The 15,521-nt window shown below is 62.4% G+C and carries 12 protein-coding genes; 9 read left to right on the top strand and 3 right to left on the bottom strand.

Features of this window, described 5'->3' with window-relative positions:
- Nucleotides 1–72 precede the first annotated feature (72 nt).
- The 4 genes from HFRIS_RS09970 to greA all read left to right on the top strand — a co-directional run bounded on the left by HFRIS_RS09970 (nucleotide 73) and on the right by greA (nucleotide 6,048).
- Nucleotides 73–480, top strand: coding sequence for a GlcG/HbpS family heme-binding protein (locus tag HFRIS_RS09970; RefSeq protein ID WP_006463197.1), 408 nt, complete (start codon nucleotides 73–75; stop codon nucleotides 478–480).
- Between the two features lie 299 nt (nucleotides 481–779).
- Nucleotides 780–1,943, top strand: a complete 1,164-nt coding sequence (carA, locus tag HFRIS_RS09965; RefSeq protein WP_006463196.1) for a glutamine-hydrolyzing carbamoyl-phosphate synthase small subunit — start codon at nucleotides 780–782, stop codon at nucleotides 1,941–1,943.
- A complete protein-coding gene (carB, locus tag HFRIS_RS09960; protein WP_006463195.1) occupies nucleotides 1,936–5,169 on the top strand; it encodes a carbamoyl-phosphate synthase large subunit in 3,234 nt (1,077 codons plus the stop codon). Before carA ends, carB begins: the two co-directional genes overlap by 8 nt.
- A gap of 402 nt (nucleotides 5,170–5,571) precedes the next feature.
- On the top strand, nucleotides 5,572–6,048 hold the full coding sequence (gene greA / locus HFRIS_RS09955) for a transcription elongation factor GreA (RefSeq protein ID WP_006463194.1): 477 nt from the start codon (nucleotides 5,572–5,574) through the stop codon (nucleotides 6,046–6,048).
- A gap of 194 nt (nucleotides 6,049–6,242) precedes the next feature.
- On the opposite strand, the gene yhbY is transcribed toward greA, so the two are convergent.
- A complete protein-coding gene (yhbY, locus tag HFRIS_RS09950; protein WP_006463187.1) occupies nucleotides 6,243–6,701 on the bottom strand; it encodes a ribosome assembly RNA-binding protein YhbY in 459 nt (152 codons plus the stop codon).
- Nucleotides 6,702–6,777: 76 nt separating this feature from the next.
- Here yhbY and HFRIS_RS09945 point away from each other — a divergent pair, with 76 nt between their 5' ends.
- From HFRIS_RS09945 to HFRIS_RS09925, 5 genes are all read left to right on the top strand, one after another.
- Entirely contained in the window at nucleotides 6,778–7,425 is a 648-nt protein-coding gene (locus tag HFRIS_RS09945; RefSeq protein ID WP_006463186.1) for an RlmE family RNA methyltransferase, read from the top strand.
- A 383-nt stretch (nucleotides 7,426–7,808) separates the two neighbouring features.
- Nucleotides 7,809–9,698 (top strand): ATP-dependent zinc metalloprotease FtsH, encoded by a 1,890-nt coding sequence (gene ftsH, locus HFRIS_RS09940; RefSeq protein ID WP_039875206.1) that lies wholly within the window; start codon nucleotides 7,809–7,811, stop codon nucleotides 9,696–9,698.
- 236 nt (nucleotides 9,699–9,934) lie between these two features.
- Nucleotides 9,935–10,783 (top strand): dihydropteroate synthase, encoded by an 849-nt coding sequence (gene folP, locus HFRIS_RS09935; protein WP_006463184.1) that lies wholly within the window; start codon nucleotides 9,935–9,937, stop codon nucleotides 10,781–10,783.
- 138 nt (nucleotides 10,784–10,921) lie between these two features.
- Nucleotides 10,922–12,256: a phosphoglucosamine mutase gene (gene glmM / locus HFRIS_RS09930; protein WP_006463183.1), complete on the top strand. Its 1,335-nt coding sequence runs from the start codon at nucleotides 10,922–10,924 to the stop codon at nucleotides 12,254–12,256.
- A gap of 26 nt (nucleotides 12,257–12,282) precedes the next feature.
- Nucleotides 12,283–12,975, top strand: coding sequence for a winged helix-turn-helix domain-containing protein (locus HFRIS_RS09925; RefSeq protein ID WP_039875204.1), 693 nt, complete (start codon nucleotides 12,283–12,285; stop codon nucleotides 12,973–12,975).
- 96 nt (nucleotides 12,976–13,071) lie between these two features.
- On the opposite strand, the gene HFRIS_RS09920 is transcribed toward HFRIS_RS09925, so the two are convergent.
- Together HFRIS_RS09920 and HFRIS_RS09915 are read right to left on the bottom strand one after the other, a co-directional pair.
- On the bottom strand, nucleotides 13,072–14,379 hold the full coding sequence (locus tag HFRIS_RS09920) for a c-type cytochrome (protein WP_006463181.1): 1,308 nt from the start codon (nucleotides 14,377–14,379) through the stop codon (nucleotides 13,072–13,074).
- Nucleotides 14,376–15,125: a c-type cytochrome gene (locus HFRIS_RS09915; RefSeq protein ID WP_420865060.1), complete on the bottom strand. Its 750-nt coding sequence runs from the start codon at nucleotides 15,123–15,125 to the stop codon at nucleotides 14,376–14,378. Before HFRIS_RS09915 ends, HFRIS_RS09920 begins: the two co-directional genes overlap by 4 nt.
- Nucleotides 15,126–15,521: the final 396 nt, after the last annotated feature.

Raw genomic sequence — 15,521 nt, 5'->3', positions numbered from 1 at the left:
TGGCATGGGATGTCAAAACGACTTTATGGCCGTACAATCAGCGTTCGATTTTTTATGCCTATCGGAGCAAACATGCAAACCAAACCGTTTCTGTCGCTGGACGACGTGAAGAAGATCGCCGCCGGTGCTGAAGCCGAAGCCCGCGCCAACAACTGGAACGTGGCCATCTCCGTGGTCGATGACGGCGGCCACCTGCTGTGGCTGCAGCGCATGGACGGCACCGCCCCGATTTCCTCGCAGATCGCACCGGCCAAGGCGCGCACCGCCGCCCTGGGTCGCCGCGAAAGCAAGATCTATGAAGACATGATCAACAACGGTCGCGTCTCCTTCCTGAGCGCCCCCGGCCTGGACGGCCTGCTCGAAGGCGGCGTGCCGGTCGTGGTCGAGGGTCACTACGTGGGCGCCGTGGGCGTTTCCGGCGTGAAGTCTTCCGAAGACGTGCAGATCGCCAAGGCCGGTATCGCCGCCCTGGGCCTGTAATACGCCGCGTTGCGCCGGCAGCGCTGTCTGCCGGCGTTCCCTCCTTCGGCACCCCATTTCGGTGCTTCCAGAAGCAAGTTCGGCCATCCGTGATTTGCCGGAGGGAGCCTCTTGCGCTATAATTGAGCGGTTTAGCCAATTTTATCCGCCGTAGCGCATAGCCATTCCTCTTCCTCGTTCCTAACAGGCCCAGCCACGCTCCCGTACCGAATGAGTCGGGGTGTTCGCGCCGGTCGGTTTTGGCGCGCAAAGGTCTTCCGGTCATCCAGCCGCGGCGGTAACAATCTCAGGAGTTACCCTTGCTGCCTCTTCTTTCCGGTCCCGCGATTCCGGCCATCCTCGCGCTCGCAGACGGGTCTGTCTTCCAAGGTTTTTCCATCGGCGCCGCAGGCAACACCACCGGTGAGGTGGTGTTCAATACCGCGATGACCGGCTACCAGGAAATCCTGACCGACCCCAGCTACAGCCGCCAGATCGTCACCCTTACCTATCCGCACATCGGCAACACGGGCGTGAACCGTGAAGACGTGGAAGCCTCGCAGATCCACGCCGCCGGCCTGATCATCAAGGACCTGCCGCGCCTGCTGTCGAACTTCCGCAGCCAGCAATCCCTGTCGGACTACCTGAAGGAAAGCAACATCGTTTCCATCGCCGGCATCGATACCCGCAAGCTGACCCGCATCCTGCGCGAGAAGGGTGCCCAGAACGGCGCCATCGTGGCCGGTGAAGCGGACATCGAGGTCGCTACCGCCAAGGCGCTGGAACTGGCACGTGCCTTCCCGGGCCTGGCCGGCATGGACCTGGCCAAGGTGGTCTCCACCCAGAAGGCCTACAACTGGACCGAGACCGAATGGCGCCTGGGCCGCGGCTATGGTCAGCAGATCACCCCGAAATTCCACGTGGTCGCCTTCGACTACGGCGTCAAGTTCAACATCCTGCGCATGCTGGCCGAGCGCGGCTGCAAGGTCACCGTGCTGCCCGCGCAAGCCACCGCCGCCGAGGCGCTGGCCCTGAACCCGGACGGCATCTTCCTCTCCAACGGTCCTGGCGATCCGGAACCCTGTGATTACGCCATCGCCGCTTCCAAGGAGCTGATCGAACGCGGCATCCCGACCTTCGGCATCTGCCTGGGTCACCAGATCATGGCCCTGGCCTCGGGCGCCAAGACCCTGAAGATGAAGTTCGGCCACCACGGCGCCAACCACCCGGTGCAGGACCTGGATTCCAAGCAGGTGATGATCACCTCGCAGAACCACGGTTTCGCCGTGGATCAGGCGACCCTGCCGGCCAACTGCCGCGTCACCCACATCTCGCTGTTCGACGGTTCGCTGCAAGGTTTCGAGCGCACCGACAAGCCTGCTTTCTGCTTCCAGGGCCACCCCGAAGCATCCCCTGGACCGCATGACATCGCTCCCCTGTTCGACAAGTTCGTGGCGATGATGGAGAAGAAACAAAATGCCTAAGCGTACTGACATCAAAAGCATCCTGATCATTGGCGCTGGCCCGATCATCATCGGCCAGGCCTGCGAATTCGACTATTCCGGCGCCCAGGCCTGCAAGGCCCTGCGCGAAGAAGGTTTCAAGGTCATCCTGGTCAACAGCAACCCGGCCACCATCATGACCGACCCGGAAATGGCCGACGCCACCTACATCGAGCCGATCACCTGGCAAGCGGTGGAACGCATCATCGCCAAGGAAAAGCCGGACGCCATCCTGCCGACCATGGGCGGCCAGACTGCGCTGAACTGTGCGCTGGACCTGCATCGCCATGGCGTGCTGGACAAGTACAAGGTCGAACTGATCGGCGCCACCCCGGAAGCCATCGACAAGGCCGAGGACCGCTCCAAGTTCAAGCAGGCCATGACCAAGATCGGCCTGGGTTCGGCCCGTTCGGGCGTGTCGCACACGATGGAAGAATCGTGGGCAGTGCAGAAGACCATCGGCTTCCCGGTCATCATTCGCCCGTCCTTCACCATGGGCGGCACCGGCGGCGGCATCGCCTACAACGCCGAAGAATTCGAAACCATCTGCAAGCGCGGCCTGGAAGCTTCGCCGACCTCCGAACTGCTGATCGAGGAATCCCTGATCGGCTGGAAGGAATACGAAATGGAAGTGGTCCGCGACAAGGCGGACAACTGCATCATCGTCTGCTCGATTGAAAACCTGGACCCCATGGGCGTGCACACCGGTGACTCCATCACCGTGGCACCGGCGCAGACGCTGACCGACAAGGAATACCAGATCATGCGTAACGCCTCGCTGGCGGTGCTGCGTGAGATCGGTGTGGATACCGGTGGCTCCAACGTGCAGTTCTCGGTCAACCCGGCCGACGGCCGCATGATCGTCATCGAGATGAACCCGCGCGTGTCGCGTTCGTCGGCGCTGGCCTCCAAGGCCACCGGCTTCCCGATCGCCAAGATCGCCGCCAAGCTGGCCGTGGGCTTTACCCTGGATGAACTGCGCAACGAGATCACCGGCGGTGCCACCCCGGCGTCCTTCGAGCCGTCCATCGACTATGTCGTGACCAAGATCCCGCGCTTCACCTTCGAGAAATTCCCGCAGGCCGACAAGCACCTGACCACCCAGATGAAGTCGGTGGGCGAAGTGATGGCCATCGGCCGCACCTTCCAGGAATCCTTCCAGAAGGCCCTGCGCGGCCTGGAAGTCGGCGTGGACGGCATGAACGAGAAGACCACCGACCGCGAACTGATCGAGAAGGAACTGGGCGAGCCTGGTCCGGACCGCATCTGGTACGTGGGCGACGCCTTCGCACAAGGCTTCTCGCTGGAAGAAGTGCATGGCCTGACCCATATCGACCCGTGGTTCCTGTCGCAGATCAAGGAGATCGTCGACATCGAACTGTGGCTGGAAAAGGAAGCTTCCCTGGAGTCGCTCGACAAGGCCACCCTGTTCCAGCTGAAGCAGAAGGGCTTCTCGGACCGCCGCCTGGCCAAGCTGCTGAAGACCACCGACACCGCCGTGCGCGAACAGCGCAAGAAGCTGAACGTGCGTCCGGTCTTCAAGCGCGTCGATACCTGCGCGGGCGAGTTCGCCACCGATACCGCCTACATGTATTCGACCTACGACGAAGAGTGCGAATCCAACCCGACCGACAAGAAGAAGATCATGGTGCTGGGCGGTGGCCCGAACCGTATCGGTCAGGGTATCGAGTTCGACTACTGCTGCGTGCATGCCGCGCTGGCCATGCGTGACGATGGTTACGAAACCATCATGGTCAACTGCAACCCGGAAACCGTCTCGACCGACTACGACACCTCCGATCGCCTCTACTTCGAGCCGGTGACGCTGGAAGACGTGCTGGAAATCGTCGACAAGGAAAAGCCGGTCGGCGTGATCGTCCAGTACGGCGGCCAGACCCCGCTGAAGCTGGCGCTGGATCTGGAAGCCAATGGCGTGCCCATCGTCGGCACCTCGCCGGACATGATCGACGCCGCCGAAGACCGCGAGCGTTTCCAGAAGCTGCTGCAGGACCTGGGCCTGCGTCAGCCGCCCAACCGTACCGCCCGTACCGAAGCCGACGCGCTGCAACTGGCGCAGGAAATCGGCTATCCGCTGGTGGTCCGCCCGTCCTACGTGCTGGGTGGCCGCGCCATGGAAATCGTCCACGAGCAGCGCGATCTGGAGCGCTACATGCGCGAAGCTGTCAAGGTTTCGCACGATTCGCCGGTGCTGCTGGACCGCTTCCTGAACGACGCCATCGAAGTCGACGTGGACTGCCTCTCTGACGGTGAACGCACCTTCATCGGCGGCGTGATGGAACACATCGAACAGGCCGGCGTGCACTCGGGCGACTCGGCCTGCTCGCTGCCGCCGTATTCGCTGTCCAAGGACACCATCGAAGAACTGAAGCGCCAGACCGCGCTGATGGCCAAGGGCCTGAACGTGGTGGGTCTGATGAACGTGCAGTTCGCCATCCAGCAAAGTGAAGTCGATGGCAAGACCGTCGATACCGTCTTCGTGCTGGAAGTGAACCCGCGTGCATCGCGTACCGTGCCCTTCGTTTCCAAGGCCACCGGCCTGCAACTGGCCAAGATCGCGGCACGTTGCATGGTCGGCCAATCGCTGGACAGTCAGGGCATCAAGAACGAAGTGGTGCCGCCGTACTACAGCGTGAAGGAAGCCGTCTTCCCGTTCGTGAAGTTCCCCGGCGTGGACACCATCCTCGGCCCCGAGATGAAGTCCACCGGCGAAGTCATGGGCGTGGGCAAGACCTTTGGCGAAGCCTTCGTGAAGTCGCAGATGGGTGCCGGCGTGAAGCTGCCGACCTCGGGCAAGGTCTTCCTGTCGGTGAAGAACAGCGACAAGCCGCGTGCCGTGCAGGTGGCGCGTGACCTGGTCGCACTGGGCTTCTCCATCGTCGCCACCAAGGGCACGGCGGCTGCCATCAGTGCTGCCGGTATCCCTGTTGCCACCGTCAACAAGGTGGTCGAAGGTCGTCCGCACATCGTGGACATGGTCAAGAACAACGAGATCGCCCTGGTGGTGAACACCGTTGAAGAAAAGCGCAACGCCATCGCCGACTCCGGAGCGATCCGTACCTCGGCCCTGGCAGCCCGCGTGACGACCTTCACCACCATCGCCGGTGCAGAGGCGGCAGTGGAAGGCATGCGCCATCTGGAATCGCTGGACGTCTACGATTTACAAGGCCTGCATAAAGCTATACACTAAACCCACAACACGTTACTTTGTCGGCAGCAGTTGACGCCGACAAGCTAAGAGGGCATCTGAGCAATCGATGCCCTCTCTGACTTTTGGACGACACCCTGCGGCCACAACATGTTCAATGTTGCAGGGCAGATCCGTCCAGGGGACGCTAAGGACATGACGCCGCCGTGCCACGTGATCGCGGACTTGCGCGTGGCGTCATGTCCTTAGCGGCTCTGGGTCAGAGCGCGTGTTGTTGAAGAGCTGACGGAATCCTGCAGCAACGGTCCGTTCACCAGCCAGACTGTTCCCGTAAAGACGACGCTTGTCCGCCAAGTTGGCGGCAATGGTGTGCTTTTGCGTGTTCATCGGCCGGCGGACCTTGGATGCGTCTTCCGTGTAACCCTAACCTTGAGCAAGAGACTTATGAGCACAGTTCCCCTTACCAAGCGTGGCGCCGAACTTCTGAAGGAAGAATTGCACCGTTTGAAAACCAAAGACCGTCCCGAAGTCATCAATGCGATCGCGGAAGCGCGCGCGCAGGGCGACTTGTCCGAAAACGCCGAGTATGAATCGGCCAAGGAGCGTCAGGCCTTCATCGAAGGTCGCATCGCCGACCTGGAAGGCAAGCTGGGCGCGGCCCAGATTGTCGACCCGGCTGATCTGAACGCTGAAGGCCGCGTGGTCTTCGCCTCCACCGTGGATCTGGAAAACCTGGATAGCGGCGAGAAGGTGACCTACCAGATCGTGGGTCTGGATGAAGCCGACATCAAGGAATCCAAGGTTTCCGTGACTTCGCCCATCGCCCGTGCCCTGATCGGCAAGAGCGCCGGTGACGTGGTGGCCGTGGAAGCCCCGTCGGGTCTGAAGGAATATGAAATCCTGGAAGTGCGCTACGTCTGACGTGGTGTGACGGCACCGGCCCCGTGATAGTGCGGGGCGGGTGTCATAGTAACCGGCTTGACCCGTCTGCGGGATCTGTCTTCCTGAGCTGCCTACCTGAGTTGCCTGCAAGTCCGACGAGCCGGAAATGAAAATGCCCGCATCAGCGGGCATTCTGTTTTGCGGGCCATCCCGAGATGGCCGGTCGGGCGGGATCAGCCCAGCGACTTCTTGGTGCTGCGCTGGCGCGGCTTGGCCTTCTTGACCAGGCCACCGGCGGTGACGCGTTCATTGCCCTTGAGCATGACCTTGTTCACCGAAGGACGCTTGGTCGCGTGCGACTTGACGATGGTCACTTCGCGCAGGCCACCCTTGGCGCCGGAGGCGGTTTTCTTGACATCGTCCTTCTGCGGGCGATACAGGGCCAGCAGCTTGCCGATGTGCTGTACCGGCGCGGCCTTGAGCTCGGCGCAGATGGTTTCGTAGATCGCGATGCGGGCTTCGCGGTCGTCGCCGAAGACGCGGACCTTGATGAGGCCGTGGGCGTTCAGGCTCTTGTCGATTTCCTTCATCACGGATTCGGACAGGCCGCTTTCGCCCACCATCACGACGGGGTTCAAGGCATGGGCCTGGGCGCGCAGTTCGCTGCGCTCGGCGGGAGTCAATGTCAACATGGGAATGCAGGTTCGGGACGAGGTCTCGGCGGCGCCAAGTTGTCCCTCAATGAGATAAAACCAGTATTCTACGCGAATGGCAAAGAACAAACTGAACAAAAACTGGTTGCACGACCATATCAACGATCCTTATGTGAAGCTTGCACAGAAGGAAGGTTATCGTGCGCGCGCCGCCTACAAGCTCAAGGAAATCGACGAGGAAGAGCGCCTGATCAAGCCTGGTCAGGTCATCGTCGACCTCGGATGTACCCCCGGCAGCTGGTGCCAGTACGTGCGCAACAAGCTGGCCGGCGCCGAAGGTGGTGGCATCCATGGCACCATCATCGGCCTGGACATCCTGCCGATGGATCCGATTGCCGACGTCCACTACATTCAGGGCGACTTCCGCGAAGATGAGCCGGTGCGCCAGCTGGAAGCGCTGCTGGACGGCCGCAAGGTCGACCTCGTGCTTTCGGACATGGCGCCCAACCTGTCGGGCGTGGCCATTGCTGACGCAGCGCGGGTGGAGTACCTGATCGACCTGGCCATCGAATTTGCCCAGTTGCACATGAAACCTGGCGGCTCCTTGCTGGTCAAGTGTTTCAACGGGACCGGCTATAACGAACTGGTGCACAAATTCCGGGCCGAGTTCAAGACGGTGATGTCCAAGAAGCCCAAGGCCAGCCGCGACAAGTCGTCGGAAATCTTCCTGTTGGGCAAGACATTGAAGAATCCCCGCGTTTGAATTCCGATAACATCGCTCAAACTTGATTCCGATGCGTTCGCTCGTTCAGGTGTTGAGTGCACAATGGACAGGATTTCGGCGCAAATACTGAAGTTTTCTGCCTTGTTTTGCCTGCTTTCAACCCTATATCGACATTTGGAAAACATCCGCTTGTCCCTTCCCGGGCGAGCAGCCTGCAGGTTTCGCCAGTTCAGGATGGTGGAAAAAGTGTTGGCTGGATGGTAACGAAGCAACTGTGGTGGCGCGTCTGCACGGCAATTGTGCGTTGCGCGACGGCACGGCAGGGCGGGGCGGACGGCGGTTTTCTATGTAACGGTGGTTGAATCCGGGTAAAATCGGACAATACAAAGGCAACGTGGCGCCCAGGCGTCGGAGGAGTTCCAGTGAACAATATGTTTTCCAAGGCTGCCATATGGGTGGTCATCGCGCTCGTGCTGTTTATGGTATTCAAACAGTTCGACAGCCGCAGCATGGCAACCAACGCCAAGCCTATCGCGTATTCGGACTTCATCTCCGAGGTCAAGGCGGGTCACATCAAGGATGCGACCATCGAGGATCGCAATATCATCGCCACCACCCAGGATGGCACCAAGGTCAAGACCGCGACCACCGTGCTGGACCGCGGCCTGGTCGGTGACCTGCTCAACAATGGCGTGAAGTTCGACGTGCGCCAGCCGGAAGAGCAGTCCTTCCTCTCGCAGATCTTCATTTCGTGGTTCCCGATGCTGTTGCTGATCGGCGTCTGGATCTTCTTCATGCGCCAGATGCAGGGCGGTGGCAAGGGCGGTGCCTTCTCCTTCGGCAAGTCCAAGGCCCGCATGCTGGATGAGAACAGCAACTCCGTCACCTTCGCCGACGTCGCCGGTTGCGACGAGGCCAAGGAAGAAGTGCAGGAGCTGGTCGAGTTCCTGCGTGATCCGACCAAGTTCCAGAAGCTGGGCGGCCGCATTCCGCACGGGGTGCTGATGGTCGGTCCCCCGGGTACCGGTAAGACCCTGCTGGCACGTGCCATCGCGGGTGAAGCCAAGGTGCCGTTCTTCACCATCTCGGGTTCCGACTTCGTTGAAATGTTCGTCGGCGTGGGTGCGTCCCGCGTGCGCGACATGTTCGAAAACGCCAAGAAGCATGCTCCCTGCATCATCTTCATCGATGAAATCGACGCCGTCGGTCGCCATCGCGGTGCCGGCATGGGCGGCGGTAACGACGAACGTGAACAGACCCTGAACCAGATGCTGGTGGAGATGGACGGCTTTGAAGCCAATTCCGGCGTCATCGTGATCGCCGCCACCAACCGTGCCGACGTGCTGGACAAGGCGCTGCTGCGTCCGGGTCGCTTCGACCGCCAAGTGATGGTCGGCCTGCCCGATATCCGTGGTCGCGAACAGATCCTGTACGTCCACATGCGCAAGGTGCCCATCGCTCCGGACGTCAAGGCCGACATCCTGGCCCGTGGTACCCCCGGCTTCTCCGGCGCCGACCTGGCCAACCTGGTCAACGAAGCTGCCCTGTTTGCGGCCCGTCGCAACAAGCGCCTGGTCGAGATGCAGGACTTCGAAGATGCCAAGGACAAGATCGTCATGGGTCCGGAACGCAAGTCGGCTGTGATGCGCGAAGAAGAACGTCGCAACACCGCCTACCACGAGTCCGGCCACGCCGTGGTCGCCAAGCTGCTGCCCAAGGCCGATCCGGTGCACAAGGTCACCATCATGCCGCGTGGTTACGCACTGGGCCTGACCTGGCAGCTGCCGGAACATGACCGCGTGAACATGTACAAAGACAAGATGCTGGAAGAGATCTCGATCCTGTTCGGTGGTCGTATCGCTGAAGAAATCTTCATGCACCAGATGTCCACCGGCGCTTCCAACGACTTCGAGCGTGCCACCAAGCTGGCCCGTGCGATGGTGACCCGTTACGGCATGTCCGTCACCCTGGGTACCATGGTGTATGAAGATTCGGAGCAGGACGCCTACTTCGGTCGCATGTCTTCCAAGACCGTGTCCGAAGCCACCCAGCAAAAGGTGGATGCGGAAATTCGCAGCATCCTGGACGAGCAATATGCGCTGGCCCGCCGCCTGCTGGAAGAGCATCGCGACAAGGTCGACGTCATGGCCAAGGCCCTGCTGGAATGGGAAACCCTGGACGCCGATCAGGTCAACGACATCATGAACGGTGACGAGCCGCGTCCGCCGCGCAACGGTGTGCCGGCCAAGAAGTCGTCTTCGGACAACAACCGCCCCGGCGACGTCACCCCCAACGCCACGGCACCTGCCTGAAGCGTGGTGGTATCGACGCAGCCAGGCAGTCTGCGGTAAGAGAAAAAGGTGAGGAGCGATCCTCGCCTTTTTTCATTTTGGCCTCCCCGACGCGTCGCCTGGCAGCCGCCAAGCCCTGGCAGGTGCCGGCGAAAGAAGCAGGCAGCCGGCATGCGGCGGTGTATCATGCTGCGCCACGCAGTGTTGCGCCGTTTGCGGCGAAAACTGAACACCTGTTCCACCCTGATAGAAGCAAGATGACGCAAGCATTCCTCAAATGCGGCAGGTTCCGCCTGCCGGTACAGCAAGGGCGCCGGCCGCTGGTCATGGGCATCCTCAACGTGACGCCGGATTCCTTCTCCGACGGCGGACGCCACCAGTCGCTGGAAATGGCCCTGACCCATGCCGAACAGATGATTGCCGATGGCGTGGACATCATCGATATCGGTGGAGAATCCACCCGTCCCGGTATCGCCCCGCTGTCACTGGAGCAGGAGCTCGAACGCGTCATGCCAGTGATCTACGCGTTGCGCGATTGTGGCAAGCCGCTCTCGCTGGATACCTACAAGCCCGCCGTCATGCGCGAAGCCCTGCTGGCGGAAGTGGACATGATCAACGACATCAACGGTTTTCGCGCCGAAGGCGCCATCGATGCCGTCAAGGACAGCGAGGCCGGCCTGTGCGTGATGCACATGCAGGGCCAGCCGCAGACCATGCAGCAAGCCCCGGTCTACGATGACGTGGTGGCGGAAGTTGCCCACTTTTTGCAAGGACAGGTGGACCTGATGCGGGCGGCCGGTATCGCGCGCGAACGCATCTGCATCGACCCCGGTTTTGGATTTGGCAAGACAGTGGAGCATAATCTTGCTTTGCTCAAAAATAGCCGCAGCCTGATCGATCAAATTGACCTGCCGCTCTTGGCGGGCATGTCGCGTAAATCCATGGTCGGCGCGGTCGTCGGCAAGCCGCTGGAACGGCGCATGGCCGGCAGTATCGGCGCGGCGCTGGCAGCAGCCCAGCAGGGCGCAATGATCATCCGCGTGCATGACGTGGCCGAAACCGTCGACGCGCTCACCATGTGGCAGGCCGGGCGCCCGGACCATTGACGCCCCGGCGCCGCATGGCCGCCTGTGACAGGCAGCTGCGGCAGTTTCAGGCAGAAATCGGGCGTTGCCCTATTCATGGCATCAAGGGAGACAGGTCGGCCGTTCGGCCGCCTGCAGGAAAGAGTTAGAGGAAACAACATGGCAGCAAAATATTTCGGCACCGACGGCGTGCGTGGTCGCGTCGGCGTGGCCCCCATCACCCCGGACTTCGTCATGCGTCTGGGCTATGCCGCAGGCAAAGTACTGACCAAGGCCAAGGAAGGCGCGGCCCGCCGCACGGTCCTCATCGGCAAGGACACCCGGATTTCCGGCTACATGCTGGAAGCCGCCCTGGAAGCCGGTTTTGCCGCAGCGGGCGTGGATGTCTGGCTGGCCGGACCGATCCCCACCCCGGCCGTGGCCTATTTGACCCGCGCCTTGCGGCTCTCGGCCGGCGTGGTGATATCCGCTTCGCATAATCCGTATCACGACAATGGCATCAAGTTCTTCTCCGCCAGCGGCAACAAGCTGCCGGACGCCGTCGAAGCCGATATCGAGGCGGCCCTGGAGCAGCCCATGGAATGCGTGCCCTCCGAGAAGCTGGGCAAGGCTCGTCGCCTCAACGATGCCGCCGGTCGCTACATCGAATTCTGCAAGAGCACCTTCCCCGGTGCCATGGACCTGCGCGGCATGCGCCTGGTGGTCGATTGCGCCCATGGCGCGGCCTACAACATCGCCCCTCACGTGTTCCATGAACTGGGTGCCGAGGTCATCACCATCGGTAACCAGCCCGATGGCCTGAACATCAACGAGGATTGTGGCGCCACCGCGCCCAAGACCCTGGTGGCGTCGGTGCGCGAATACCGTGCCGACCTGGGCATCGCGCTCGACGGCGATGCCGACCGCCTGATCATGGTCGACGACAGCGGCCGCATCTACAACGGCGACGAACTGCTCTACCTGATGGTCAAGGACAGGCTGGCCACCGGCGCGATCGATGGCGCGGTCGGCACGCTCATGACCAACATGGCTCTGGAGGTCGCCTTCAAGAAGATGGGCGTACCCTTCGCGCGTGCCAAGGTGGGTGACCGGTATGTGCTGGAAGTGCTGCAGGAAAAGGGCTGGCTGCTGGGTGGCGAGGGTTCCGGTCACCTGCTGGCGCTGGACAAGCACACCACCGGCGACGGCATCGTCTCGGCGCTGCAGGTGCTGTCGGCACTCAAGCGCGCAGGCCAGACCCTGGCGCAGATGACGGCGGATATCAGCATGTATCCACAGTCGCTGATCAACGTGAAGATCCCTGCCGGCTACGACTGGAAATCCAATACCGCCCTGCAGGCGGAAAAGGCGGCCGTGGAAGAGCAGCTCGGCGAGCGTGGACGCGTACTGCTGCGCCCCTCTGGTACCGAGCCCCTGATCCGCGTGATGGTGGAAGCCCAGGAGGCCGAGCTGGCGCGCAGCATGGCGCAGCGTATCGCCGCCAAGGTGCTCTGAGTTCTTCCTGTTTCGGACTGCGGACGATGTCAAAAGAGCTAGCCCAAATCCTCATGGTGGAAGACGAACCCAGCATCGCGGAGCTATTGCGCTTCACGATGCAGGGGGCTGGTTTCGCCACCACCATTGCCACCGATGTGGCCCAGGCCCGCAAGTTCATTGCCGAGGCGCTGCCCCACGTGATCCTGCTGGACTGGATGTTGCCGGACAGCTCGGGCCTGGTGTTGCTCAGCGAATTGCGCCGCGATCCGCGCACCGCCGCGCTGCCGGTCATCATGCTGACCGCCAAGGGCATGGAAGAAGACAAGGTCAAGGGCTTGAACGAGGGCGCCGATGACTACGTGACCAAGCCCTTTTCACCCAAGGAACTGGTGGCGCGGGTGCAGGCACTGTTACGCCGCAAGACCCCCGAGATCGGCAGCCAGGTGCTGCGGTATCGCGACATTGGCATCGACGTCGAGCGGCGCGAAGTCTCGGTCGGTGGCCGGCCGGTGACGCTGGACCAGGCCGAATTCAAGCTGCTGCGCTATCTGGTGGCCCACCCGGAACGCATCTTTTCGCGCGCCCAGTTGCTGGACAAGGTGTGGGGTGACCATACCTTCATCGAAGAACGCACGGTGGACGTGCATATCATGCGTCTGCGCAAATCGCTGGGTGATCTCGCGCATTACGTGCAGACGGTGCGTGGCATGGGCTACAAGTTCAGCGGCGAGCAATGATCGCCTCTCAGGTAGTCGGCGTGCGACGCTGAAGCCGCATCGTGAAGAAAGCGATCCTCGGATCGCTTTTTTCATGGCGGCTCCCTCTCGCCAGGCTCAGTCCAGCGGCACGCTGCGATAGCGGTTGACCTCCGAGGCCGACACCCATCCGCCCTGATTACCCCAGCTGTTGAGCACATAGGACAGTACCGCCGCCACCTCGGAATCGCTTAGTTGCGGCCCGAAGGGCGGCATGCCGAAGGGATAGGGATTGCCGGTCGTGGATGGCGGAAAGCCGCCATTGAGCACGGTGCGAATCGCATTGAGCGGTTGTGGCCCGGCGATGGCATGGTTGCCCGCCAGCGGCGGATAATCCGGCGCGCTACCCTGGCCCTTGCCGCCATGACAGTCCACGCACAGTGATCCGTAGAGCTTCTGGCCCTGCTTGAGGATGCGTTTGGCCTCCGCCGGCTCCGGGCGCGGTGCGCCGGAGCCGGCCGAACTTTCCGATGAGGGTGCCGGCAGCGTCTTGAGGTAGACGCTGATGGCCGAGATGTCGCTATCGGTCAGATATTGCAGGCTGCGGCCGACGATTTCCGACATGGGCCCCAGCGCCGTACCGCGAGGCGATACCCCGGTCTTGAGCAGGGCGGCAATATCGGCCTCGCTCCAGCTTCCCAATCCCTTTTCCCCGCCATGCAGTGGCGGCGCATACCACGCCAGCGCCGGTATCACGCCGCCCTCCAGTGCCAGCGGCGCCAGGCTCGCGCCGAGAGCGTTGCGTGCGCTATGGCAGGCGCTGCAATGGCCGGCGCCCTGGACCAGATAGGCACCACGGTTCCATTGCGCATCGCGTGCCGGGTCGGGCGTGAAGCTGCCCGGTTTGAAATACAAGGCACGCCACAGCGCCAGCAGCATGCGCTGGTTGTAGGGAAAGCGCAGTGCATGATCGCGATTGGGCTGATTGACCGGCGGCAGGCTCTGCAGATAGGCGAAGAGGGCATCGCTGTCGTCGCGGCTCATCCGGGTGTAGCTGGTATAGGGGAAGGCCGGATAGAGGAAGCGGCCATCGCGGCCACGCCCGTGATGCAGCGCGCGCCAGAAATCGTCGCGGCTCCAGTTGCCGATGCCGGTGGCTTTGTCCGGCGTGATGTTGCTGGTGTAGAGCGTGCCGAAGGGGCTGGCGATGGCGCGTCCGCCGGCATATCCCGCTCCGCCGCGCACGGTGTGGCAGGCCATGCAATTGCCGGCCTGCGCCAGGTATTGGCCCTTGAGCCGCTGCGCCTGTGGATCACCGACCGCGGAAGCCACGCCCGGGTCCTCGCTGGCCAGGCTCTGCCAGGCCACCACGCCAGCCAGGCCCACCAGCGTGCCGGCGGTGCTCAGCAGCAGCCACTTCAGGCCGGTTGTGCAGGGCCGCCTCATGGTATTGCTCCCATCGTGCCAGGCTTCGACACCGCCGGCCCCATGCTGCCGCACTGTGTGGGCAATGGCTTGGGCGGTGCAGCGGCCGGGCGGTAATCCGGTGGAACCGGCTGCGCCGCCAGCCAGCTGCTGGCGGCGTTGATGTCTTCCGGGCTCAGGGCGCGGGCGATCTCGCCCATGCAGTCGGGCGCCTTGGCCTTGCGCTCGCCGTTGCGCCAGGCGCCCAGCTGCGCGTTGATGTAATCCTTGGGCAGTCCCAGCAGACCGGGAATGCCAGGCGCCACCCCGCCCAGGCCATCACCATGGCAGGCGGCGCAGGCGGGCATGCGCTGCGCGGGCTGGCCGGTGGTGACCAGCTGGCGGCCGCGTTCCAGCACCGTTGCGCTGGCCTCGGTGGCGACTGGCGGCGGGTAGGGCGGGTGCTGGGCGGCGAAGAAGATCGCAATCTGCTGGAGATAGTCGTCCGAGAGATTGGCCAGCAGGTAATTCATCATCGGGTAACGGCGCTGGCCATCCCGGAAACTCTGCAATTGATGCAGCAGATAGCCTTCCGGCTTGCCGGCGATGCGCGGGTAATAGCCGTCGGCGGTGGCGCGCCCCTCCTTGCCATGGCAGACGGTGCAGGCCGCCATGCGTTCGGCCATGCCCGGAATCGCCCTGGCGTCAGGCGCGGTAGCGGGTGATTGGGCCATGGCCGGTCCACATGCAATCCAGGTCCCCAGTGCGATGGCAGCAGTTTTCTTCATATTTGTTATGAGCGGGCGCATCGACCTATTGTAGTGCAAGCCGCCGCAGTGCTTGCGGCTTTGCAAGCCCGGGCGCAGCGGATACAATAGCGGCCTTGCTGCCCCCGTAGCTCAGTGGATAGAGCGATCCCCTCCTAAAGACAATTGGGCAGCGGCTGCCGAAAGGCGCCGCGTGAATGGAGTCAAATTCGGTGAACCCTGACAGCGCCTGGTCGTGATGACTGCGCGGCTGCTGGCAATACCGAGCCAAGCCGGCTTCCGTGAGGACGCCGGAAGGTGTAGAGACTAGACGGCTCCGGTCTAAAGGCCAGTGCATCAACGGCACTGCCCACGATCAAGGTATAGTCCAGACCACAAACAGACTCTGGTGGCGAAAGCCATAGTGGTATGAAGGGA

It is taken from the genome of Herbaspirillum frisingense GSF30, assembly GCF_000300975.2.
In the GTDB taxonomy this organism is placed as follows: Bacteria; Pseudomonadota; Gammaproteobacteria; order Burkholderiales; family Burkholderiaceae_D; genus Herbaspirillum; species Herbaspirillum frisingense.
This window is presented reverse-complemented; position numbering and strand designations above follow the sequence as displayed.

Bases quoted from the DNA above. Each gene is read 5' to 3' on its own strand.
- glmM (WP_006463183.1), top strand. From the start codon at position 10,922: ATGGCAGCAAAATATTTCGGCACCGACGGCGTGCGTGGTCGCGTCGGC.
- greA (WP_006463194.1), top strand. From the start codon at position 5,572: ATGAGCACAGTTCCCCTTACCAAGCGTGGCGCCGAACTTCTGAAGGAA.
- HFRIS_RS09970 (WP_006463197.1), top strand. From the start codon at position 73: ATGCAAACCAAACCGTTTCTGTCGCTGGACGACGTGAAGAAGATCGCC.
- carB (WP_006463195.1), top strand. From the start codon at position 1,936: ATGCCTAAGCGTACTGACATCAAAAGCATCCTGATCATTGGCGCTGGC.
- HFRIS_RS09925 (WP_039875204.1), top strand. From the start codon at position 12,283: ATGTCAAAAGAGCTAGCCCAAATCCTCATGGTGGAAGACGAACCCAGC.
- yhbY (WP_006463187.1), bottom strand. From the start codon at position 6,701: ATGTTGACATTGACTCCCGCCGAGCGCAGCGAACTGCGCGCCCAGGCC.
- HFRIS_RS09945 (WP_006463186.1), top strand. From the start codon at position 6,778: ATGGCAAAGAACAAACTGAACAAAAACTGGTTGCACGACCATATCAAC.
- folP (WP_006463184.1), top strand. From the start codon at position 9,935: ATGACGCAAGCATTCCTCAAATGCGGCAGGTTCCGCCTGCCGGTACAG.
- HFRIS_RS09915 (WP_420865060.1), bottom strand. From the start codon at position 15,125: ATGAAGAAAACTGCTGCCATCGCACTGGGGACCTGGATTGCATGTGGA.
- HFRIS_RS09920 (WP_006463181.1), bottom strand. From the start codon at position 14,379: ATGAGGCGGCCCTGCACAACCGGCCTGAAGTGGCTGCTGCTGAGCACC.